Source organism: Microvirga yunnanensis, from assembly GCF_025460875.1.
In genome coordinates this window covers 1-23,720 of record NZ_JAMXFI010000097.1, presented here as the reverse complement: position 1 = coordinate 23,720, position 23,720 = coordinate 1, and the positions used below count along the sequence as shown (strand labels likewise).

Below are 23,720 nucleotides of genomic sequence, written 5' to 3'. Positions count from 1 at the left end.
TTGTCCGTCGACAGGGGGCCGACCTCGACGAAGGCCGACCAGTGGCCTTAGCGGGTGAGATCATACGAGTAGTCTGTTACGCCTGGTACGATTGTCTCCCGATCAAGCTTGTCGAAGATCTTATCGAGGATCGTCGTTAGGACGTGCAGCCCACCTTGGTAGCCCATGAGCGGGAAGCGATGGTGATGGTGCCGGTCGAAGATCGGAAATGTCAGCCTGATCAGCGGTGTGGCGGTATCGCGCTCCAGATACTTGCCATAGGAACTACCAATAAGGAGATCCACCGGCTCGGTGAAGAGCAGCGAACGCAGGGCCCAGAGGTCCTTGCCCGGCCAAACTTGAGCGGCTTTACCGAATGGGGAGGATTCAAGCAGTTCCTTCATCTCGGCTTCCCAGGCCGCCGTGCCGTTGGTGGACAGGCAGTGGGTCGGCTCGCCACCGGTCTCCATGACAAACCTGGCTACGGCGTAGACAAAGTCGGGATCGCCGTAGATGGCGTATTTTTTACCATGGAGCCAGGATTGGCTATCCGCCATGGCGTCGATCAGTCGACCGCGTTCCAGTCGGATTGCCTCTGGGATTTCCTTGCCTGAAATCGCCGACACCTTCATCAGGAACTCGTCTGTCGCCTGAACTCCGAGCGGGTAATGGAACGAGGCTGCCGCCTGCCCAACTTCCTCGCAATATTTCAGCGTGCTTCGAGTGCTATAATGCTGCAGCGACAGTGTCGCCTCGGCGTTGAGCGCCGCCTTCACGTCTTGGATCTTCGTACCGCCGTCAAACATGCGGAACTCGCCGTCTGACGGCGTGTCGAACTGGTCAGAGGCGTCTTGGATGAAGGTATAGGACACGCCCATCAGGTCGAGCAGGCGCTTCAATTCACGGTTGTTGCCCACACAGAAGCCGTCGAAACCCGGAATGATGTTTACGACGCCAGCGGCTTCTGAGCGCTCCTTTCCATCCCAAAAATGCTCTAGCACGCCTTGTACCATGCCGTCATAGCCATCAATGTGGCTCCCAACGAATGCCGGCGTATGCGCGAAAGGAACGTCGAAGTCACGCGGCACTGAACCTTCGTTCTTGGCGTTCTCGATGAATCCGTGCAGGTCATCGCCAATGACCTCCGCCATACAGGTGGTCGAGACGGCGATCATCTTCGGGTCGTAGAGCGTGTAGGTGTTGGCGAGGCCGTCAACCATGTTCTTGAGGCCCCCGAACACCGCCGCATCTTCAGTCATCGAGGAGGATACCGCGGATGCAGGCTCCTTGAAATGGCGCGACAGGTGCGAGCGGTAATAGGCCACGCAGCCTTGGCTGCCATGGACGAACGACATAGTACGCTCGAAGCCCGCAGCCGCGAACACGGCGCCGAGCGGCTGGCAGGCCTTGGCTGGGTTAACGAGAAGCGCTTCGCGCGCGAGGTTCTTCTCGCGATATCCCCAGGTCTTGGTGAACTCGCAGAGATCGTTGACCATCTGATCCGGGTACGGACATTCGAAGTTGAGCTTCTTTTCGGCGAGCATCTGCCTGTATTCCGGCTCACGGAACAGGGGAGCGTGGTCAAGAACTTTTTCAGCCGACTGTGGCATGGTGGTCACCTCTTTCCAAGTAGCCGGGCCCTGTGACGGCCTGGTAGTGTCGAAACAATTCAGGTCCCCAGCGGATCAGGAGCCGCGGGCGTTCGTCTGCCTCGCTAGCTCTGGGAGGCTGGGTTCTCATTCGGCTGCGATCGATGCGGACCTCGCGGCAGTTTTCTTCCAAGGAGCGTCGTAGAGGTCCCAGACTGGGTTGTTGATGGCCAGATCCATGTCGCGGGCGAAGATGGCAAAACCATCATAACCGTGATAAGGGCCGGAATAGTCCCAGGAGTGCATCTGACGGAATGGGATCCCCATCTTCTGCACTGGGTACTTCTCCTTAATGCCGGAGCCAACGAGATCAGGGCGGATCCCCTCGATGAATTTTTCCAACTCGTATCCAGTCACATCGTCATAGATCAGTGTGCCCTTCTTCACGTAATGGGCGGTGCGCTGATAGTCGTCGTTGTGGCCGAACTCGTAGCCGGTGCCGACAATCTCCATGCCGAGATCCTCATGGGCAGTGATGACGTGACGGGGGCGCAGACCGCCGACATAGAGCATCACCGTCTTGCCTTCCAAGCGCGGCCGGTACTTGGCGATGATCGCGTCGACCAACGGCCGGTACTTGGCGATAGTTTTCTCGGTCTTCGCCTCAATCTCCGGCCCAAAATGCTTGGCTATCTTACGCAGTGAGGCTTCGATCTGGGAGGGACCAAAGAAATTGTACTCCATCCAGGCGATGCCGTACTTTTCCTCCATATGTCGGCAGATGTAGTTCATCGACCGATAGCAGTGGATGAGGTTGAGCTTGGCCTTTGGCGCCCGCTCTATTTCGGCGAGCGTGGCGTCCCCAGACCAGTTGCCGACTACGCGCAGCCCCGCCTCCTCAAGCAGGATGCGCGAGGCCCAGGCGTCGCCGCCAATATTGTAGTCGCCGATGACGTTGACATCATAGGGGCCAGCCTCGAACTCGACCTCCTTCTTGTCGAGGATCCAGTCGCGGATTGCGTCGTTGGCGATGTGGTGGCCGAGCGATTGCGAGACGCCGCGGAAGCCCTCGCAGCGCACCGGTACAATCGTTTTCCCGTGCTCCTTGGCCTTCTTGCGAGACACCGCCTCGATATCATCGCCAATGAGGCCTATTGGACACTCGGATTGCACGGTGATTCCCTTGTTGAGGGGAAACAGTTCCTCAATTTCGTCGATGATCTTTTCCAGCTTCTTGTCGCCGCCGAAAACGATGTCCTTCTCCTGGAAGTCAGAGGTGAACTGCATCGTTACGAACGTGTCGATCCCGGTTATACCGGTGTAGTAGTTTCGGCGCTGTGACCAGGAATATTGACCGCATCCGACCGGTCCATGCGAGATGTGGACCATGTCCTTGACCGGACCCCACACTACACCTTTGGAGCCCGCATAGGCGCAGCCGCGGATCGTCATCACGCCTGGAATGGACTTGATGTTAGATTTGACATCGCATTCGAGATCGGTCGTGTCCGCCTCGCTAGCCTCACCTCCGCTTGTCGCGACGCTGAGATGCTTCTTACGGCGCTTCGCCGACTTGTCTGGATAGTGCGACAGCACTTCCTCGATAAGCTTCTCATGTAAAGTGACGTCATTCTGATAGTCGAGGCTCATAGGATCTGCCCCTTTTTTAGGTTGGCATGGCGCCTCACAGACGAGGCGTCGTTCACGGAGATGCCACCGAGTCAAGGTCGGCGCTCCCTGTCGGGACTAATGGTTAATGTTGGGCCAGCGTCGCTTCCTTGGCTTGAAGCTCGGCGAGCATCTGCTCGTCGGTTTTCATAATGCCGAAGTCGAGCAGCATCTCCTCAAGCTCCTCCATAGTGATCGGGGTCGGGATTGTGCCTTGGCCCGAATTGGCATGGATCTTTTCGGCCAGCGTGCGGTATTCCCCGGCCTGCTTCGAGTCCGGCGCATATTGGATTACAGTCATTTTCCTGAGCTCGGCGTGCTGGACGATGTTGTCGCGCGGCACGAAGTGGATGAGCTTGGAATTGAGCCTGGATGCCAGCGCCTCGGCGAGGTCGAGCTCGCGGTCAGTCTGGCGTTCATTGCAGATCAGGCCTCCAAGCCGCACGCCGCCTGCATGGGCGTATTTCAGGATGCCCTTAGCGATATTGTTGGCGGCATACAGCGCCATCATCTCGCCTGACATTACGATGTAAATTTCCTGGGCCTTGTTCTCGCGGATCGGCATCGCGAAGCCACCGCACACCACGTCGCCGAGAACGTCATAGGAGACATAGTCGACATCGTCGTAGGCGCCGTTCTCCTCAAGGAAGTTGATCGAGGTGATGACGCCGCGACCGGCACAACCAACGCCCGGCTCGGGGCCGCCGGACTCCACGCACTTGATTCCTCTGTAGCCCACCTTCAGCACGTCTTCGAGCTCAAGGTCTTCCACTGAGCCTTCCTCTGCCGCGAGATGAAGGACCGTGTCCTGCGCCTTCGAGTTCAGAATCAGGCGGGTGGAGTCGGCCTTGGGGTCGCATCCAACGATGAGGATCTTTTGCCCAAGTTCGACAAGGGCGGCGAGCGTATTTTGGGAGGTCGTGGACTTGCCGATACCTCCTTTCCCATAAAATGCGATCTGACGCAGACCTGCCATGTTGTTTTCCTCCTCTATTTCGTCGGTTGTCATGTCACCCAGGACATGAATAAAAGTCGGCTACACCAGCCGGCCCTACGACGATGGAGTTTCAAGAGTTGTGCCAATTTGACCAATCAAGCCAAAGGATGATTTTTATTATACTCTATCAGATACTTAGCCCAGGGAAGGAAGGGGCGGATTGAAACAAGCCCGTGTCACGGACGCGACAAATTCGACTGAGGGTGCCGGATGGCGATGCTTGTGACCACTTTTCATTGATCTTACTGAAGACCCGCGGGGCGTAGCGATCTAATAGTGTACACACAGTTGGATCAACGCACGTCCAAATGGAGGCCTGTAGGCATGCCAGCTTCATCGACGGAGAGGCCCTGTCGCAGAATATGTTCCAGCCCTTCCATTTCCGACATGTATGGACCCCCAGTCTGGCGCAGGAACAATTTTCGGGTTCGGTGCAACGCGTAGTCGGTTGTGGACATTTGTCCGGCCTCTGACGCGGCGGGTCATAGGCCGCGCCCGGATTTTACCGGATCAGGTCCAAAGCATAAGCACGTTGCTGGAGCGCATGTCACAATGTTTCTTGTGCTCGTCCTGTCTCATCGATCACTGCGCCGTCTCTCCCATAATCTTCCCACATCCCAGCACCTCAGAGTAGCAGGCGGTTCGTTCACAGCGACGGGAGCCTACTGCATCCCGGCTCTCGCCATGACGGCGCAGAGGGTGTGTGGACTTGCTTCGGAAAGGATACTGCTGGCGAATTCATCACGCTGGGATGGGAGCCATCATGAGCTTGGTGAATGCGGACTGCCGAGTTCGTGCGAGCGGCGTGCCAGCGAACCAAGCCCCGAGCCGAATGAGGTTCATGGCGGCCGCCGTCAGCACGTGTTGCAGATGCGTTTTGGCCAACCCAATGTAGCGGGAGCGCCGCAGGTGCAGAGCACGGACCCCGGCCGAGATCGTTCCCTCGATCCCGGCGCGCTGTTGATAGTCCTGCTTGAAGGTCGGGAGTGCCTCACGCTCGCGTGCGGATGCCAGTGTCTCGTGCTCCTCCTGAGGGCGCAGCGTCAGAAGGCGCCGGTCGCTCCGGGTACACTGTGGCTTCAACGGACAGGGACGATAGTGGGTCGTCGAGAAGCGCACCTTGAAGGCGGTTCGTCCTTGCCAGTAATCGGGACGCCAGCTCCGGCTCTCGTGCCCGGCCGGACATATCGCGACTTGCCGGCCCCAATCGAAGATGAAGTCCTGCACGGTGAAGCCTTTGCCGGACTGGGCCTGCCACTGGTAGTCCTTAGGGGCCGGCCCCAGGAGCCGCACGCCTTTCTTCCGGCTGGCCACGAGCTGGTCGGCCGCGACATAGCCGGCATCGACAAGATGGGTGGCGGGCAGCAGACCTTTGGCCTCAAGCGCCGCATCGATATCTTCGACAGCATCACGATCAACGATGGGCGCCGGCGTGGTCTCCACATGCGTGATCAGGTGCGGGCCGCCCTCGTCACAAGCCTCGGTGAGATGAACCTTGTAGCCGACCCAGGTTGTCGTCCCCTTATTGGCATAATGGACCTCTGGATCGTAGGGTGACCCAGCCATCAGCAGGGAGGGCGGAAATCCCTCATGCTCGGTACGCCACCGCACCCGGGGAGTGGTCTCAGAGCATGCGCCCGCCCCAGGTTCTCCGGTCTGAGCCTGGTCGGTGAGACAGAAATTCTGCACCCAGACCTGCCGCAGCAGCTCAATGGCCGGGATCTCACGCAGCCAGATCGGTGCACCAGGAGCCATGATGGCCGCCAGCAGCTGATGACCATCGCGCCCGATCTGCTCGGCATGGGCGCGCCGCTTCGCCTCGCCTTGCGGGACGTCATAGTCGTCAGCCCGCCTGCCAGAGCGCTCGATCCAGGCGGGATTGGCATGAGCGCGCAACCATGCGGGAGCCGTGGACGCCAAGACATTGAGGGCCGCCCGCATGGTCTCGGTCACGCAGGCGAGACGGTTCAGCGAACGAACCGCCCCGAGCACATGGGTCGAGTCGGTGCGCTGACCGCCTCGAGCGCTCAGCAGCTCGTGCTCCCGGCATAGGACCAGAAGTGTATCGAGGAGCTGCTCTTCCAAGCCTCCCGCCACCAGACGACCGCGGAACTCGCTCAGCACAGAGGCATCGAAGCCAGGGTCGGTCAGTTCCAGGCCCAGCAGGTATTTCCAATCGATGCGGCTGCGGACCGCATCAGCCGCCCGCCGATCAGAGAGGTTCTCAGCAAACTGCAGCACGCTCACCAGCGCCAGTCGCCACGGGCATTCGGCCGGCTGCCCGCAAGGGGCGAAGAGAGACGCGAACTGGGCATCGGTAAAGATCGTCCCAAGGTGGTCACGCAGGCGCAGATAGGGGATGCCATGCGGGAACGCGGCACGGGCGACGGCTGCCGTTGCGGCCGGGACATCACGGCACGGGATCGGGCGGAGCGACATGAGGACCTCCGGGATAGTGGGCTGCCCCCTCAAACCCAGAACGCCAATCCCTGCCTCAAGGGCTCCAACCCATTCGCCAGCAGTATCAAAATCGGAGCAAGTCCATCATCGGGATTACGCGTTCCTATGCGCGCCACCCAAGGGCCTGCCGGAGCTCCATTAACGGCGCAAAACTCACAAGGGCTTTCGCACCTATGACCAGCAGGCGACCTAAGTCTGCGCACCCATCGTGGAAGCAGCACCAAGCTTCTGCTTGCCTCCGACCAAGCGCTGGAGAGCTGTCAAACCGATCCCGGAGGCAAAGTCTGGGCCGTGCTTGAAGGTCTCAGGCGCCAGGGCAAGTGCGGCCAGAGCCATCGCAATGGCCGGACCGACACCCGCGACGCCGCTCAGCCGCCGCACCATCTCATCCTCTGTAGCTTGCTCCGGGATGTCTTGGCCAAAGCCTGCAATCTGCTCATCCAGGTGATCAATGATCCCGACCAGTACCTGATGAACCGGTGTGGTGGTCTCAGGATTGGGCCGGTCCGGATCAGCGACAGCGCGCACGAGTTGAGGATCACGCGTCGGGCCTTTGGCTACGACGCGCCAAAGTTCCGCCAGATATACCTCAGCGAATGATCACGTGAGCACTGCCTGACTGGCACATCCTAGGCTCGAAACATGAGAGCTTCAGCATGGGCCCGGCCGCTCTTACGAGCCACAGACCGCATTGTCGGGCGCATCGTGCGGCCAACAGTGAAGTGAAGATTGCCTTCATCATGGCGTTAAAGCCAAGAGATCTCTTAACGCATCAAAAGCCTTCGGACCATTAAGATCCTACGTGAAGACCTCACCGACTTCCGCAGTATTGGGCCCCAGCAACCCAGAGATAGTCGCGCGCACATCGACGACTCGGCCCCGAACCTGCCTGACAATGCGCCATTATTTTTCCGGATGCTCAATGCAAGCCCAGGTGAACTCAATCAGGTATGCGCAAGGATTAACGGGCGCTGCCGACCTTCTATGACTTGCCCGTCAAGCGCTGGAACGGTTTTCGGACGGCGCGCCTCACCAAAAGCGAGCTCGCGACACGCCGGCGTCAGGCCGGGCGAACCAAGCGTTCACTGTCTCCGACGACGGCTCGCCTACTGGTGCTCAAGCTAGTGACAGCGGTCGCGAAAAGCCCGCGGCGGCTGATGCGCAAGAGCCAGTTGCCGAAGATCACTGCCAGTGTCAGGTGAAAGGGTGGCATTGATGTCCCTACAAGGCCAGCAAATAGCGTCACCTGCGCGGCCCGATCGACAAAACTGCGCTATAGCTCAGAAGCCGTGCGGGACGCTTCCTGCAACAGCACCTCTCGTATCCAAAGGCTTGCCGGATCGCAGTTGTGGAGGGCAGGCCACTGAACGGCCTCGGTGAACCCAGTACGCGGCAGTGGAAGTTCGACGAACCGCAAGGGCATTGTCTTTGCGAGATGCTTAACCATACGAAATGGCATGGTCGCTATACGATCGGAGCCAGACAGCACGGGCGGAATCATACTAAACGCCTGCACGGTAACCTCGACCCGTCTCTTCAGACCGTGCTCAAGCAGAAACCAGTCCTCGACGGTCGGCTTTTGCGTCCGCCCGAACCTGACCGCAACGTGCCCCATCGACATATACCTCTCGAACGTCAAAGGCTGCGATAACTGCATGTTCGCGCCGCAGCCAACACACACAAGCGTCTCATCAAAAAGCGCCGCTTTAGGATGTGCGTTCGACATGAACATTTCCGGAAGGATTAGAAAGTCGATTTCGCCGCGCCTGAGAGGCTCAGCAGGGTCATCATCTGGGGGCAACAGCTCAAATCTGACGGCAGGAGCCTCGCGAGCGACACGCTCGACGACCTTACTTAAAAATATGAGCGTCATGAAATCGGAAAGGATGATCCTAAAGCGGCGGTCCGATTGAGCCGGGTTGAACCGGTCCGAGGATATAATGGAGAGTTGGATGTGCAGTAGAGCCTCACGTACAGCGGGAGCGAGGCCTTCCGCGCGCGGCGTTAAAACAAGCTTGCGACCCATCATCGTGAATAGCTCATCGCGAAAATAGGCGCGCAACCGGCCGATGGCCGCACTCATAGCTGGCTGGCTCAGGTTGATGCTGCGCGCGGCCGCCGTGAGGTTGCGCTCAGTCATCAGAGCGTCGAAAGCCACGAGAAGATTAAGATCAAGTCCCTTAAAACGCATCGTGTGCAGTAACCCGTAGCATGGATATTCCCATCGAAACGATCAACTTTACTAATCACGGTAGAACCAGCGGGGTGATCGGTCTGCGCCGGATGCGCTTGCCCATCCAATCCTCCGGGAACATGGACTTATCCTTGCCGGCCTGACTTCATGGCGGATCACGACACCAGCTACAACTAATCTGGTGTCCACCGTTCCGGAGAGTGCGGAGGCCCAATTTTCACTTGTAGAGGCGGCCGATTGGGTATCGATCTTGCGACGTCATAATTAGGCCACCTCGAGAGAGGGGTAGCCGCCATCGAAAAGGATTGCGAAGGTAAATCCCGTGCGCCGCGTGAGAGCGACGTAGACAGGGTCAGACGCCGGCCACTGTTCGCTAGAGCAAGCCACGACGATCACCGCTTGGGCCGCCCTTGCGACTCTGTCCGCGGCAAACACCTCGTACCATGCAGCACGATTGGGTTCGCTCTGGATCATGGGAGTTCCCCTCCCCGGCTGTCTTGAGTTCGGCCCTGTCCTGGAGGCTTCTCTGACCGCACAGCGATAAAGAAGACGGATGAGAGCGATCATGACGCGGCGCTTTCCGGCGCCGCGGCAACACTCTGACGTCCGGAATGGCCCTCAATGGCGACAAGGCGGTCTCGAACAGTCTTCGCCCAGTCCCAGTCCGGACAGAGTTCCACACTTCTGCTCGCAGCATCGACTGCCAACTCAAGCCTTTTCTCCATCTCCCAGAGGCGAGCGCGCAGCAGATACGCCTCGGCTCTTTGCCGGGGCTCAAGAGCGATCTCGAGAAGACGGCTCGTTGCGGCGAGGCCCTGATCAGGTCTTGTCCCTGTCTTGATACGCAGGTTGGCCAACTTCAGGAGCGGCCAAGCCCAGTCCGGTTTCGCTTCAGCGGCGCACTGAAAGGCTCCTGCGGCTTCCTCAATATGGCCACGTGCCTCGTGGCATCGCCCGAGAAGTTGCCAAATGGTGCACGAATGCGGATCGCGCTCGACACACTCCATGAGCACATCACAGCAGAGATCATGTCTCCGCTGCCTAAACAAGACCTGTGCCAACTGGTACTTCCACCAGTCGATACTCGGATCGAGTTCGATGGCGTGGCGGAGTTGTGCCTCGGCGAGAGCCAAGTCATTGCGCCGAATAAACGTCAAGGCAAGCTGGTGCCGAAATCGTGGGTTCTGAGGCTGCGCTGCAACCGCACGTGCCGCGCAGTCACTCGCCTCCTCGAGGCGCTCGGACATTCTCGAAAGCGCCACCGACGCCATATAGTTCGCCTCGGGATTATCCGAATGCCGCCGTAGTACCGAAACGAGAGCCGGATCGAGCTCGCAGCCAGCATGAACTTGCAGCATCGCTTCATATACCGAACGCATCGGAACGATGGCGGGGTCGGCTCGAGCAACATCTATCCTCAGCTTCGCGAGATCGCGAGCCGACAGCAGGTTCAGCTTAGAGCGGACCACCGACATATAAGTGAAGTATCGCGAATCGACCGGCGGTTCGACGAGAAACCGCTCGACAACTTGGGTGAGAACAACATCCGGCTTATATGCCTCGATGATTTCACGATCGAATACATTCCCGTATATGTAGACAAGTATACTGAATGACTCCTTCAGGAAGGGCAACAGGTTGCCGCCGAACGAGTCACCAAACATCACGCAGCGCGGGAGCATCGCATTAGTATTGTTGAAGATCCTCATCCGGCCACGGTTTGGAACTCGATTGTCGAAGACCAAGTGTCCTGATGCATCTTTGATGCGTGCCGCCAGCGTCGGGGCCGACGCGGGAGGATCGAGCTTCGCGCCAAGATCACCCACGTAGGAAACTGGTTCGAATGTCACTCGCGACGGATCGATCATGCGCAAATGGACGCCGGCCTCTGACAATTGATCACAGGTAGCGAGATAGCCAATATAGGCACCGAGCCCACTCCAGTGTGTATCAGTTTTCGGATAAGCAAACCCGAGCGGCTTTACCCTTTTGATCGCCTCAAGCGGGTAACAAATTTCAGGCCCTTGGCCTCGGCGTAGCGCCGAGATAATCTGCCTAACAGCTCGGTGCTCGGACACCTCGACTCCGTCCGGCAACTTTTCAGCATAGACGAGTTCCTTGTTCGGAGCAACAAGCATGATATGCTGTGCTCCGACGGACGCGGCATACTCCTCCCGTTCGTGAATAAGCCGGCACCAAGTCTCGATCCCCCGCTCGTCGAGCGCATACCGGCCGGAGATCTGGTCGATAACCCGATTTGAGTCGCGATCAAGGAAGATCCAGTCGTCCTTGCCTAACAGGAACTTCCTGCTCGTGTCCACACGACGCGTCGAAATGAGTTCATCAGTCATGTAACCTCAACTGCTCGCTAGCCAACTTTTTCGAATACCCGGACTCTTCGAATGGATGTCTCTGAGCCTTCAACATGCCCGTCGGACTTGCCAGCAAAGGACGCAACAGCATTGCTGAACAGGACCATAGCTGGAGTGTGCGCGAACGTGTTCGCCACTGAATAAATTGGAACTTCGTCGAAGAAGAAGCGGAACTCCTGCTCCGTCCACAACATGCTATAGCAATGAAAGTCTTCAGAGAGTTTCGCGCCCGGTCGAGACGTGGCGGACCAGGTGACGCGACGTGGGCGCCAGGATCGCGCGGCGACTTGGATGAGGTTAGGATATTTCGCCTCGGCAATATCAAGCTCGAACCGCGCGTCGCCTTCAGTCGCATGGTCAGAGGTCAGCCAAAACGCATTATTGACGCCTGTCTCGTTCGCGATACGCATCTCACATTCGAAATAGCCAAAGCACTGACGGAAGGACCGCGACTGAACAAAGCCTCCTGTGTAGGGCCGTTGCTCGTCATTGCCGTGACCGAGCTTGAGATGGAGCCCGCCGTCCGATACCGCGACGTTCTCTGGCAAACGCACTGTCTGGTGATCACCACCGCGATCGGTTACGCGTACCCAGTAACGGTCAAAGTGAGCGGCATTTGCGAAGTCGTCGAGGAACGAAAGCCGCCAACGGCCGCCGAGCTCCGCCAGCGGGGCAGGCTGCGACGAACCTTGCGCAAAAGCGGATCTGCACCGGTTGAGGGACCCGCCCAAGACCGCGCCACAGGTCACCGTCTGTAAGAAAGACCGACGGCTCAACGCGTCGGGATCCTTCATGGACGTCTCTCCGGTCCGACCGAACTCTTTGCCGCAGCGCCGTCCGCCCCCAAGCCGTTCGAACTGCGCAGCTTGACTTCCAGGTTCCAGGCCCGACTGCGCAACAGTTCAATCTCAGAGGTCATCGAGTCGATCTCACTTCGGAACCAGCCGATGAGGTCACCGGTGCTATGGTCAATTTCGATCGAATTAGGTACCGAGAGTGGATTGTCTGCTGGTGCGATCAGTGGCTGCGCAAGCACATGGCTGAGTCGGTTCTCCGTTAGAAACCGATAATACTCGGCATAGTTCAGCGGGTAGACGTGCTGAAACTTCGAAAAGTCGGCCTTTTCCAAGAGGGCCTCTAGGTCGACGGGCATGTAGTCCTCGACCTCGATAGAAGGCACCGCAAATAACGAAGCAAGCTCGCGGATCCGGGAATCGTAGGTAAAAAAAACCGACGGAATTCCTTGGTGCAGGGCTATGACATTGCCATGCAGGCGAAAACCCATCATGAAATCCACATGGCTAGCCGCATCATTCGCCCACTGATCGACGTCAAAAAACGCTACCATGCGCTCGCTGAGCAGCCTCTCTGCTTCGGAATGCCCGACGAGATTGAACTTGGACAGGATCGAGCGAACATGATCCTGCTTCTGCTTACCGGACGAATAGATTGCGAGCGTTTCCTCGCGCTCTCCCTGCGAGTAGAGGCGGCTCGACGCACGCTTAGCGACCTCGCCGATCAATGCTCTTTGAATACGGTTCGTCTTGGTCGCGTTCGTCGCGTAGTCGGCGGAGAGATACTTATTGAGTGTTAGTCCCACCCGTGCGTTCGTTGGATCGATGGGCTTGATATCAATTGACGGAAGCAGTGATCGGTAGAAGCTCGGACAGCCGATAACACGGACGTTTTTTATGCCGAGGTCATTGAACACTTCGGCGCTGTAGAAGCCGCGAACGCCGATAGTCTCGCATTTATCGGCTATAATCCTCCACGCCTCCGCTGTGACACGCGGAATTGCGAGTTTTTTATATACGGACGTCTGCGCGCCGACGCCTATGGGCACGATCGGCCCCGGCAGCTTTTTGAGAAGCGGGGCGACATGGCCAAGGTCGACGTTCTCAGCTAGGTAATTGGAGCCCCGGATTACTGTGGCATCGCAATGTTCCTGTGGCCACAACTCTACATTGGCCGCATGGGCAAACTGTAGGTTAGTAATCTGGTCATAATTCAACGCCTTGAGCATGGCGTCATAGACGAGCACGTCGCCAGTGTTGATTCCGCGGTTTTCGAAGGCGACGAGTGGATCTTCGATCTTCAGGTAAGCAGCCTTATTGCCAGGCTTTACGGCCGCGCCGCCATTCAGCACAAAGAGTCGTTTCATCGGACTACTCGCTATATATCTCGATTACAGTATGTGCGAACCCGTGCGCTGCCACTGCTAGCGTACTTCGCCGCCTGGCGCGCGCACAGGTCTCCGCGCCGCCGCGTCTGAAACTATGATCCGGTTTACTTCGGTCGACGGCACGCACCCGGAGGTATCGGACCCGTCGGTGTCTGAGAAGACGTGGGACATACGGTCGGGGAACCAACCCGCAATTTGCCGCACGAGCGGCTCTACAGTTCGGCCCCAGACCAGCGTCGCATTGCGCTCGGCGGCCGTCTCGGCCATACGGCGGAGCTCGCACCGGTCGCGGGCAAACCCCTCAATCGCAGCAATGAGCTCCAGTGCAACAGCGCTGTCATTAGTCGCGTCGATCAGAATACCATCGACGCGATGCTCGATGAGTTCTCCGACGGCGCCGACCGCGGTAGCGATTGGCACGCACCCTAGGCGCTGAGCTTCGAGGATGGTCAGCGGGGCGCCCTCCCATCGTGAGGGGAGCAAGATGACATCAGCCCAAGCGAAGGCCTTGTTGAGGTCTCGGGCCGCATAGACCGGAGGCTCTACTTGCACGCCAATTTGCTGGAAGCGGGTCTGCCAGGAGCCACATGCGTCCCTATCTATAACGTCGCTGCCGATGATGCGCCAGTCTGCTGGACCAGCCCGCAGCTGCAGGTCGCGTGCGGCCAAGAACAGACGCTCAATGCCCTTTTGACGATCTAAGCGGCCAAGAAAGAGAACGTTGAGACGGTCACGGTTCGGCCGCCGCCAACGCTCTTCGAGAACGAGATTCCGCTCGTTCTCGGGCAATGGGTAGCTGGGGGCGTTCTGAATGTGTATCAGCTTCGCATCCGGTATGCCCATGCTGTGCAACCACTCGGCCATGTCCCTCGAGCAAGTCAGGACGGCATCGTAGACGTGCTCAAAGGCCAGCGACAAATAGGGGTGACCTGCAGCACGTCCCAAGCTCGTTCTGTCGAGCACGTGAACGTAGTTGAGAACTTTCACGCCGCGGCGACGAAGCGTGCCAAGCGCGGCATTGACGGGTGCAACCTGATTGTTGATAACCACATCGAGGCCAGCGAGAAAGCCAAGGAGCTGTTCCGATTTGGCAGCCTCATCATGCCCCATCATGAGCTCGTGCCCCGAATAGGTGTGAGGGCCGCCCCAAAGCGGATAGTCGTCGGCAAAGAAATTGACGGTCTTGAAAACCCCATCGTTCTCGGGAATTCTGTTGTAAACCGGCTCTCCGAATATGAAGAGGTGGACCTCGCATCCGGCGGCCTTAAGCACTCGCGCCACTGCATAGGTGGCCCTCTCGACGCCGCCGAAGGCCGCTATGGGCAAGAGGAACCCGACCCTTACCGGATCTCCGGTGTTGGGCACTCGTGGCATTACAGGCATGGCTCCGACAGCAGAGCGAAGCAGTTCGAAATAATGAGCACGGCTTGGCAAATACTTGGAGCGCCAGGTCCAACGAACGCGCTGCTGACGGTTGTACCCAGAGTCGCGCAGAGCCCCAAGTGTCGCGAACACAGCAGTGGTAGGCGAGAGTGCCGAACCTTGCATTTCGGCCGGCGTGAAGGGTCCGCTGATAACAATCTCCGCGACCTTAGGAGAGGGCGAAGGACTACGCAACGAGCGAATCCAGTCTTCAGATTGATCGTCGACACAGTTCGAGAGGACGTCAAGCCCACACATCCACCCCACCGACTTGTCGAGTAGTTTCCCTACCTCCCCGATTGCACGAACTTTTACATTGATGCTAGCGTTGTTGCTCTCGAAGCGGATCGCCACAAAGTGATGCTCCTGGCAGAGCCTTTCTGCTAGCCAAAGCAGATTATGGACGAGTCCGAGCCGCGTTACTGCATCGCGATGCTCCCCTGTCATCCAGAGCAGGAAAGGTGGCACGCCGAAGGTATCGGGTTCACTTTTTGCCGCCCAGAATTGCTTCACATAGCCCTCAAGGCTTAGGCTCTGACGGCCAATCGTTGGGTCTGTGAACAGATCCACCACGCTCGTGCCAACTCCCACTGCAGCGTAGCGCGGTGCCTCATTGTGCTCCCAGGCGAGCAATGTGTCCGCTCTGAAGAGACTCTCATGCTTCTGGCGAATGCACGCCAGAATTCCTTCACGAGTCCGATTTGAGTCTCTAAGCATGCTCTCGGCCCGCTGTCGATATTCGAAGCCGAAGTAGGGATAGTTTGCCCCCCTAAAGCCCCGTCCGATTGCTTGAAGCCAAAAGTCCCAGTCTTCGAAGCCCGACTTCATCGTCTCATCGAAGCGGATGCCGGTCTCGAGCAGACGGCGCGATACAAGGCTACCAGCCTCGCAAATATTGTCGAATGTGACATGAAGTAGTCGAGAGTAGTCGGTCATGTAGTTCCCGTTCCACTCAATCCCGAACTTGTCGATATTGGGATAGACCCAGTCGATCTGACCCTTCCTTCGCATATACCTAAGCGCTTCGCCGATCGCGGTCGGCGTGATCCTGTTGTCAGCGTCCAAGAAGTAAATTGCGTCGAGCCCAGCGAAGTGCCGTAACGCGAACTCAATACCATAGTTGCGAGCGGAACTTAGACCGCCGTTCAGCTTACGCAAATAGAAGACGTTCTGATGAGTGAGCGCGTAGCTTTGCCCGATGTGAGCTGTCTCGGGAAACGGGCAGCCATCGTCGACAATCACGGCGGCGATTTCGAACGGCGCTTGCTGCCGAACAACGGATTCGACGGCCTCGGCGAGAAGAGCGGAATGCTTGTAAACCGGGATGACGACGGCCACGGTCGGCGAAAAGGACGCATCAGTTTCCCCGATATCTCGCTTGAGTACCCTCACTGCTTCTGACATACCTGCGTTACCTGTCCACCAGAATGCTGAAGTCTCTAAACTTTGCCCAAGCGAAGCTGTTGACGCCGGGGGTCGTCATGCGAGTCGCGATGTAGATGCTCTGGGGGGACGCGACTTGCTCCGACACGAAGGCGCTTACCCTTACCGTATCCGTATTAGCGACACGGCTCCAGCCGGAAAAGGCTTCGCCAGCGCTTGGAGCGCGCTTCTCCTCGAGCAGCTCACGAGTCCTAGCGAGGTCATTGGCGACCACGATTGCGAAGTCTACATCGTTTGATTTCTCGTTGGAAATTGAGGCGCTCGCGGAAACACGCCGAGCCGCTGGAGGGCACACGGTCGGAAGCATACCGATTGTCATTCCGGTTTCCGGTGGATGACACGCGACCGCTCTCTCTTGTGGCAGAGCGAGAATAGCGGGGAACTCAAAGGAGATCTCATCGCAGTTGGCGTGACTCGCAAGATCCAGGGTTCCTGGAGAGAGCGACACCTCCCGGAAGCCGGGTGTAGAGCCCTGTTCCGAGTGGGCGGGGAAGTAGTTCGCCCATGTAGGGAGGGACACGCCCGGCAGCCCGCACCAGATCTGCAGGGCGATACTGTTCTTCACAAGCGGGCGTTCGGTGTCTGCATCACGGACCTGAAACATGTCGACTGGTTGAAGTCCGCCGAGCGACAGTAGAGGTGGCTCACCGTCCATGCCGGTGACTTGCAGACGGACTTCCAGGCTACGGGGGATGCCGCCTAGCGTGCGAGTCAGGCCAAGAAAATTCCATCCGACATCCAAGCTCGACAACGGGACGATCCAGCTATCAATCGTGCATCGATCCTCAAGGCTCACGAGATCGGCGCGCAGTTCGGCCTCCTGGTGAGGATCTAGACGCTCGAAATGGATAGCGATTGCACTGACTGCAGTGCTTGCAACGGGGAGAATCTGTGAGATCCCTTCGGGCGACGAATGGGCAAGCACGTTGGGCTGTGATGGATTGCTCAAAGGCTCGTTCGAGAATGCTAGGTCGAAGGGCTGCAATCCTTGTAGCTGCATATAACTCTCGACAGCAGCGAAACTGTCCTGAAGATCGGCATTGAACATGCGCAGCTTCAGAAGCTCGCGGTTTGCCTCAACGGTCCGGTGAGCGCTCGTGACAAGTAGCTTTATGAGCTCTTCTACGAGGCGCGCCATCGCGCTTGACTGCTGACCCGCGTCCCACTCGATCAGGGCGGGCTGATGCTGTAATCCGCGGCTGCGTAGCCAGTCGAGCAACTGGCCTCGCTCACCTTCTGGAGCGCTTGGGTCGGCCAATATCGCGAGCGTGCAGGGCGGCGTATCCCGAACGTTGAACCTGTTGCCGTTGACGTCGACGAGAGTAGCCGCCTCGCCGTCTGTTCCTTGGAACCAGAAAACGTGGCCGGTGCTCAGAAGCGTCGAGGGTATCCTATCTCTGTGCACCTTTATGACGAAAAGCACCGGCCCTTTAAGCAGGCCGTCGGCCCGAGGAGACTGAGCGAACGGTGTCGTGGTGTTCGCAGTTAATGCCATCATCTGATCCTCATAGGCAGTAAACGTCTCGTAGCGATCTTCGATTCACTGAGAGGCGTCTTAGTTCTGCTCGTTGTGGCCGTGCCGCGATCCGTCCGAGGGCCGTGGCGGAGGACGCTGCGGGTTTATCGTGACGCTTCACCGCAGCCGTACACACTCTCTCGATCAGCAGCAGTACGGTGCAACGTCGCGAAGCACTTCTGGCGCCATCAGCGCGCTTCTTGCACGAGTTGAAGCTCCGAGGCACGCGAGCATCACGCGGGTTTATCCTGGCGTGCGATATTCCGCAGGAATTCGGTCGGTGGGCTGAGGGACAGGTCGGGTGCCGCCGCGACCGAATTAGTGGTTCCATTTCGGGTGAGGGGCGCCACGACCGAAGGCATGCAGCCTATCAGTTCGGGGCCGAAGGAGCGTTCGCCTAATGAGACATTAGCAAGCGAGCCTCGTAGGATCCGCACTATGTCGTGGGCGCCTGAGATCTGCTTGAGCCTCGCAACCGATCTGGGTGATGTGGCTGTCGATTGTCCATTCGGGCCTAGCGAGGCCCGTCGCTCCCAGCGCGTCGTTGTCACGAGAGGACAACTTTGCGGAGGCCCCCATCCCGCCGCCATCTGGCATGGCCGCAGCAGACCTCATGGTCCGCTCCAACGTTGCGTAATGTTTGCTCTTAGCAGCGGCTACCTTTGTGAGTTGATCCACCATTAATTTCCCTTCAATCGCGTGAGCTATAGTGCGACCGGCGCGCTGGTCGACCGAGTCGCGAGGACGGCGTTCTTGGCTTGGCCGGCTGAACTAGAGCACCTGCTTTTGAGACGTGACTTGTTACAATTCATTTTTCAGTATTGGTCCCACATCGCTTCAGGGTGCTTGCGAGACTTTCCCTTGTGGGCGGTGTGGCGCGGCACTCGTCATTCGACGGAATCAGTGGAGATGAGTGCGCGTTCGACCCTGCTGTCTGTGCAAGATCTCAAGAGAGTAGTACAATCGTTTCTGTCGATGGAACGCATCCACATCGTGGATGGCTGCGCTCGAGTCGGATTGAGAGCTGTGCAAATATCGACAGCACCTCTTTGCGAGCAGCTTCCTGCAAGCCGCAGTGTGGTCCGCGCCGTCGACCGCGCACCTGGAAGATGTTCTGGCCAGATCCAGGTCGACTGTTGTAATCGGCGTGGCGGAGGCCCCGTCCCGTCGAGGCGGTCTTCGGCTCGCTCCGTTCTTAACGTTTGTTTCCCTCTCGGCGGCAACACCCTCCGGCTCCAGCGGAAGGTGGTGCCGTCGATCAGCACGCGATGCAGAATGACCGCGTATTTCCCAGCCAGCAGCACGACCTCGAACCCGGCCTGCATTGGGCTGGTATTGAGCCACTGCAAGAGTGGCCCGTCCTCCAAGCCGGCGCGGGTAAGCGGCCGGTTCAGGCTGGCGTGAAAAGGCCGTCAGTGCCTCAGGCTCGCTGGCGACGTTCGCCTCCGCATTCTGGCCGAAGCCATTGAGGATGCAGACGCGGCTCAGTTCCAACGACACATCAAGTCCGCCATAGTCGTCCATGGCTGTCCCTCATGATGATGGAGGCCGATCCGCTCGGACCTCGCTTCAACACCATCGCTCTGAGGAACAGCCTCTCCGCTCCGCTAACTCGTAAGCGGCAGGGCCATTACGGCATCTAATGACTCCGGGATCCTTGCCGGCCAGCGGAGACGCGATTGATGGCATCGGTGGCATCGTGAGGGGGATCGAGAAAAGAGATTTGCCCTGATCATCCGACGAGAGGCATAAAGGCACCGTGGCATTCTTTGATCTAAGGAGAATTCGATGTCTGCAGGTATTGACATCTTTGGTCCTATCAACGGCCTTCCGTGGGAGGATATGACCGGGAGTGACGTCGCCGACGGCCGTTTCGCCATCGGTGGCCCTACTGCCCCCCCGATGACCCCATACCGACGATTGAGGGTACGCCCGGGAATGACTGGCCTTGCTTCGGAAAAATGGCGAGCACTCTTATAGCCAACGAGGATCTCCATGCCCCGCAAACGCTCAACCAAAGTGCTTCAGGATGAGGCGGTGCGACTTGACCTGACCACTGGCCGCGGCCGGCGTGAGGTCGCCGACAGCCTCAAAGTCCGCCTGTCGAGCCTACAGCACTGAATTGACCGCCGACGCGAGCGCTCTCAACGAGTCAGATCCGGACCTCGGTTAATCGCGCACCCAGAGGCGCCTGAACTATGCAATGCTTAGGTTTGCGCCGAGGACGCTCCTCAATCGTGCGATCAATCATCCGACCAAGAGGCCGTCGGGCTCATGCCGCGCAAACTTCCGTTGGCGCTTGCCCGCGTTTTTCTTCCTAAATTAGGAGAGGAATGATATAGACCCGGCGAGTTCGAAGGAGGTGTTAATGCCAGGCAACCGGCTACCATGCTATTCCGTCAAGGTGGAGATCCCGAGTGAGGTCGGCCGACCAGCAGCCACCTACTATCTGGTCCAGGCGGACTCTCAACCCGCAGCGATCAATGCGGTCAAGAAGGCCTTGTCCGGCCCCTGTGAAGCCGTTGAAGCTACGTTAAGCCTGGTTCGGCCAGAAACCGTAGAGGCGCTCGGTCTACACCCTGGCATGCCACGCCGGATCTGAGATCACACCTGTGCACAGGACGTTCCGTACATAAGACCAATAGCCCGGTTCCGGATTCTTCGCGCGAGAATGCCGGCCTCACGTTGCTGATGGTGGGCCGCCTTGCTGGTCTCCGTGGAGGACGCACCTTCTGAGCGAGAGCGTCTTGCCATTAACGGGTGGTGGAGTGGCAACGAGAATTCCCGCTATCCCCGTTGGCACTTGAACCATCTGTTGGATGCCTGCGAAATCAGGATTGTGTCTCACTCGCGACTGGACTGTACACCAAAGGCCTCAGAGGCGTCGTTGCATCAGGCAAGTTGAGGCTTTGCCGTCGTGGGTCGCGCCTAACTCAGTAGTTGAAAGCACACGCTCCCTGCTCCTGATAAGGTCGGTAGCGAAGTAGTTTGCCCTCCACGCAGGAAATATGTTGCCATTCCAATTGCGACGGAACACAACGAGCTAGCTCGCCACCAGACGGAATTTTAATTTGAACACCACCTCAGGGCGTCGCCCGATCAGCTACTGAACTCAGCGAGGCCTGCTGTTTGCCAGAGCTGCCCGAACCAAGCGGGCATACGCACAAGGAATTCTAACTCAGAGGCTGGTGAGCAATTATCTTTCTTTTCGCGTGAGGCGACGCAGCAGGATGCGGCTCATCGCAGGATAGAGCAGCATCTCGCGGGTCTCGACGAGCCGCTCATAGTCCTTGGCCAGCCCCCGGTTGGTGGTGAGCCAACTGATCGTTCGTTCCACCACCCACCGTCGCGCGAGCACCTGAAAGCCACTCGGGCGCGTCGGCGGCTCCGCGTCGGCCTGCTCCAGACGCCGCCACTCCACCAGCGTTGCGGAATGGATAGCTTCCATCCGAGCGCTCTGCACAACCAGTCCTTCAGTCCTCGATAAGCGGTGTCAGCCCACATGAGCTCAACGGCCGGGAAGAGATGCTCTAAACCCTCCAACAAGAGCTCGGCGCCCGCGCGATCATGGATGTCGGCCGGATGCACCTTGTTCTTCAGAAGCGTGCCTTGCGGATCAACGAGCAAGTGACACTTGCGGCCCTTGATCTTTTTGCCACCATCGTACCCTCGTGGTCCACCCATCTCAGTGGTTTTGACCGACTGGCTGTCGATGATCGCCGCTGTCGGCTGAGGAGGACGGCCGATCGTACGCCGATAGCTCTCCCGCAGGACCTGGGTCACGTGCTCCCAGGTGCCAGCGTCGCGCCACTGGGCATGGTGATAGAAGACAGCATACCGGGGTGGATACTCATGCGGCAGCAGCCGCCATTGGGCTCCGGTGCGCAGCAGATAGAAGATCGCATCGACGATGCGCCGCAACGGATAGGTCTGCCGCCACCCGGCCGGATGGCTGCGCGGGATCAGGGGCTCGAGCCACACCCACTCGGCATCCGTGAGATCGCTGGCGTAGGATCAGGCATCCATGGCGGGGCTCCTGAATCGTCAAACAGCCCACATCCGCCTTAGCGGCCCAGCACAAGTCTATTTCAAATCAAGCACTTAGCTCGACTCGTATGAGGCGGAAGATCAAGTACCATCATAATCCCTCTTGTGGGCTGCAGCGGTCGGGTGGGGAAGCCGGGCAAGGCGAGCAGGTTGCTCGCATCTTCCACTCGTATCCGGCGGAACAGCTGTTCCTGACCAAAATGCCTCATTCAGGCAAGCCGGCTTGAGGAGGTGGGACCCATCTTTGGCGACGGCAGCAAACCCTGTCGAGCTCCGGTCACACATCACCCGCCCGTCCGGTGCATCCTGTGCTGATGCGCCGGCCGAACCTTTGTCAGACAGCCTTGAGCCGCGCTCCCTCCGGCACGACGCCGGTGGTGAGATACCGCCAGAGGGCCACCAGGAGCTTGCGGGCAAGGGCAACGGCATTGATTTTACGAATGCGGCCACGGGCGGGACCAACCCGCTCATGGAACCAGCGCGCCAATGCGCTCTCGGGCTGGTAGCGCAGCCACAGCCAGGCCAGTTCGATCATCGTCTTGCGCAGGAGCGGATTCCCCGCCTTCGAGATGCCCTGTTCACGCTGGCGCTGGCCGCTGTCAAACGGGCAGGGCGTGAGCCCGGCATAGGCTGCGACTTCCTTGCGGGTGGCAAAGGGCCGGAACAGCGCCTCACGCACCAGGATCGTCGCCGTCTCGGTGCCGAGGCCGCCCAGGCGGGCCAGGCAGGCGACTTTCTCCGCATCGGCATCCTCTGGCACGGGCTCCGTCACCGCCGCGTCGCGCTCGGCCTCGACCACCGCGATCTGCTCCAGCACCAATTCCAGCCGCTTGAACTCGCGCTCGAGTTCGCGACGCAGCCGGGGCGGCAGTTCGTGACCATCGCCGGTGCGCAGCCCGCCCAAGCGCTCCCATCGGTCCTGCCGCAGGGGCTGGAAGTCGTCAATGCCCTGACTGGCGAGCAGGCCTTTGACACGGTTGACGTGCTGCACGCGTTCGGCAATCAGGCGCTGGCGCTCGCGGTGCGTGCGCCGGGCATCCTCCCGCTCGATGGATGGCACCTGCACCATGTGACAGGCGGCCCGGTCGCCGCGCCACCATGCCATCAAGGCCCGCAGCAGCATCGCGGCGTCGAGCCGATCGGTCTTGGCGCGCCGGGCGCGGCGATTGACCTGCAGGCTGCCGGGGTCCATCACCTGGCAGGTCATCCCCTCCGTCGTGAGGCGGCGGTGTAACCAGAACCCATCATAGCCGGCTTCGTAGCCAACGACGATCTGAACCTCATTAGGAGCGGCGCTCCGCTCGCGCGCTTGCAGGCGGCGAAGGAGTGCCAACAGCCCTACGATGTCGCCGCCCTCTAAGCGATGTGACGAGGTCTTGCCGCTCGGCGAGCTCTGGGTCGCCAGCAGCCAGGCCGACTTGCTGAGTTCCAGGGCCACGAGGACGATAGGTTGCTCCTGAGCGGGGCGCGCTTGTTCCATCTGAGGCATCGGCCTGTCTCCTTCCAAATCTGAAGAGACGAAGAGTGAACCAATCTCCGACCGACTGCATGGTATCTTTGGCCATTTCTGACGGGTGATGTGGGAGCGAGGGCGGCGAAGCGAACGATGCGGTAGACTGGCAGCGTTTCCGCCAAGAGACACCGCCATGCCGGATCTGCCCACCCGCTTCGCCGCGATCATTGTAGCCTTTGCCCCGCTGTTTTGCCACCGGACGTGGCGTCATGCCGAAATCCTGCTCGTCGGGGCCATCCTGGCCCCCGGCAAGCGCACCGTGACCAGCATCTTGCGCATCTGCGGCCTCAGCCGCGAGCGCCACTTCGTCAACGACCATCGCGTGCTCAGCCGGGCTC

The 23,720-nt window shown here is 59.0% G+C and carries 14 protein-coding genes and 1 pseudogene; 2 read left to right on the top strand and 13 right to left on the bottom strand.

All coding sequences use genetic code 11. The features are described from left to right. Positions 1-47: 47 nt before the first annotated feature. The 11 genes from nifK to NF876_RS31990 all read right to left on the bottom strand — a co-directional run bounded on the left by nifK (position 48) and on the right by NF876_RS31990 (position 17,804). Positions 48-1,589, bottom strand: a complete 1,542-nt coding sequence (nifK, locus tag NF876_RS32040) for a nitrogenase molybdenum-iron protein subunit beta (RefSeq protein ID WP_210807285.1) — start codon at positions 1,587-1,589, stop codon at positions 48-50. Between the two features lie 126 nt (positions 1,590-1,715). Further along, complete coding sequence (gene nifD, locus NF876_RS32035) at positions 1,716-3,218, bottom strand: nitrogenase molybdenum-iron protein alpha chain (protein ID WP_210807283.1); 1,503 nt, start codon at positions 3,216-3,218, stop codon at positions 1,716-1,718. Positions 3,219-3,321: 103 nt separating this feature from the next. Beyond that, a complete protein-coding gene (nifH, locus tag NF876_RS32030; protein ID WP_114948803.1) occupies positions 3,322-4,212 on the bottom strand; it encodes a nitrogenase iron protein in 891 nt (296 codons plus the stop codon). A 762-nt stretch (positions 4,213-4,974) separates the two neighbouring features. Further along, positions 4,975-6,672, bottom strand: coding sequence for an IS1182 family transposase (locus NF876_RS32025; RefSeq protein ID WP_210807281.1), 1,698 nt, complete (start codon positions 6,670-6,672; stop codon positions 4,975-4,977). Positions 6,673-6,882: 210 nt separating this feature from the next. Next, the gene (locus NF876_RS32020; RefSeq protein WP_210807279.1) at positions 6,883-7,221 is read right to left on the bottom strand and encodes a transposase; all 339 of its coding nucleotides are present in this window, start codon (positions 7,219-7,221) and stop codon (positions 6,883-6,885) included. 745 nt (positions 7,222-7,966) lie between these two features. Further along, complete coding sequence (locus NF876_RS32015; RefSeq protein WP_262272202.1) at positions 7,967-8,884, bottom strand: LysR family transcriptional regulator; 918 nt, start codon at positions 8,882-8,884, stop codon at positions 7,967-7,969. 566 nt (positions 8,885-9,450) lie between these two features. Continuing rightward, the gene (locus NF876_RS32010) at positions 9,451-11,238 is read right to left on the bottom strand and encodes an alginate O-acetyltransferase AlgX-related protein (protein ID WP_210807275.1); all 1,788 of its coding nucleotides are present in this window, start codon (positions 11,236-11,238) and stop codon (positions 9,451-9,453) included. A gap of 17 nt (positions 11,239-11,255) precedes the next feature. Further along, entirely contained in the window at positions 11,256-12,053 is a 798-nt protein-coding gene (locus NF876_RS32005) for a glycoside hydrolase family 16 protein (RefSeq protein WP_210807274.1), read from the bottom strand. Next, positions 12,050-13,420, bottom strand: a complete 1,371-nt coding sequence (locus NF876_RS32000; protein WP_210807272.1) for a polysaccharide pyruvyl transferase family protein — start codon at positions 13,418-13,420, stop codon at positions 12,050-12,052. The genes NF876_RS32005 and NF876_RS32000 overlap by 4 nt, the downstream gene beginning before the upstream one ends. Before the next feature lie 57 nt (positions 13,421-13,477). Beyond that, entirely contained in the window at positions 13,478-16,267 is a 2,790-nt protein-coding gene (locus tag NF876_RS31995; protein WP_262272201.1) for a glycosyltransferase, read from the bottom strand. A gap of 7 nt (positions 16,268-16,274) precedes the next feature. Then, positions 16,275-17,804, bottom strand: a complete 1,530-nt coding sequence (locus NF876_RS31990) for a DUF6212 domain-containing protein (protein WP_210807270.1) — start codon at positions 17,802-17,804, stop codon at positions 16,275-16,277. A 2,013-nt stretch (positions 17,805-19,817) separates the two neighbouring features. Here NF876_RS31990 and NF876_RS31985 point away from each other — a divergent pair. After that, on the top strand, positions 19,818-19,943 hold the full coding sequence (locus NF876_RS31985) for a hypothetical protein (protein WP_262266413.1): 126 nt from the start codon (positions 19,818-19,820) through the stop codon (positions 19,941-19,943). A gap of 1,075 nt (positions 19,944-21,018) precedes the next feature. On the opposite strand, the gene NF876_RS31980 is transcribed toward NF876_RS31985, so the two are convergent. Together NF876_RS31980 and NF876_RS31975 are read right to left on the bottom strand one after the other, a co-directional pair. Then, positions 21,019-21,803 (bottom strand): IS5 family transposase gene (locus tag NF876_RS31980; protein ID WP_371823155.1). Its coding sequence is split into 2 segments (ribosomal slippage): positions 21,019-21,189 and positions 21,192-21,803, totalling 783 coding nucleotides; the frame shifts between segments, so codons are not numbered across the junction. Positions 21,804-22,203: 400 nt separating this feature from the next. After that, positions 22,204-23,358, bottom strand: coding sequence for an IS110 family RNA-guided transposase (locus NF876_RS31975; protein ID WP_210807269.1), 1,155 nt, complete (start codon positions 23,356-23,358; stop codon positions 22,204-22,206). Between the two features lie 157 nt (positions 23,359-23,515). Between NF876_RS31975 and NF876_RS31970 the strand changes: the two are divergent. After that, a pseudogene (locus NF876_RS31970) lies at positions 23,516-23,720 on the top strand (transposase); the annotation flags it as partial.

Coding starts and splice junctions, on each gene's coding strand:
- NF876_RS31975 (WP_210807269.1), bottom strand. CDS start 23,358: ATGCCTCAGATGGAACAAGCGCGCCCCGCTCAGGAGCAACCTATCGTC.
- NF876_RS31995 (WP_262272201.1), bottom strand. CDS start 16,267: ATGTCAGAAGCAGTGAGGGTACTCAAGCGAGATATCGGGGAAACTGAT.
- NF876_RS31985 (WP_262266413.1), top strand. CDS start 19,818: ATGCCCCGCAAACGCTCAACCAAAGTGCTTCAGGATGAGGCGGTGCGA.
- nifK (WP_210807285.1), bottom strand. CDS start 1,589: ATGCCACAGTCGGCTGAAAAAGTTCTTGACCACGCTCCCCTGTTCCGT.
- nifD (WP_210807283.1), bottom strand. CDS start 3,218: ATGAGCCTCGACTATCAGAATGACGTCACTTTACATGAGAAGCTTATC.
- NF876_RS32000 (WP_210807272.1), bottom strand. CDS start 13,420: ATGAAACGACTCTTTGTGCTGAATGGCGGCGCGGCCGTAAAGCCTGGC.
- NF876_RS31990 (WP_210807270.1), bottom strand. CDS start 17,804: ATGATGGCATTAACTGCGAACACCACGACACCGTTCGCTCAGTCTCCT.
- NF876_RS32005 (WP_210807274.1), bottom strand. CDS start 12,053: ATGAAGGATCCCGACGCGTTGAGCCGTCGGTCTTTCTTACAGACGGTG.
- nifH (WP_114948803.1), bottom strand. CDS start 4,212: ATGGCAGGTCTGCGTCAGATCGCATTTTATGGGAAAGGAGGTATCGGC.
- NF876_RS32025 (WP_210807281.1), bottom strand. CDS start 6,672: ATGTCGCTCCGCCCGATCCCGTGCCGTGATGTCCCGGCCGCAACGGCA.
- NF876_RS32015 (WP_262272202.1), bottom strand. CDS start 8,884: ATGCGTTTTAAGGGACTTGATCTTAATCTTCTCGTGGCTTTCGACGCT.
- NF876_RS32010 (WP_210807275.1), bottom strand. CDS start 11,238: ATGACTGATGAACTCATTTCGACGCGTCGTGTGGACACGAGCAGGAAG.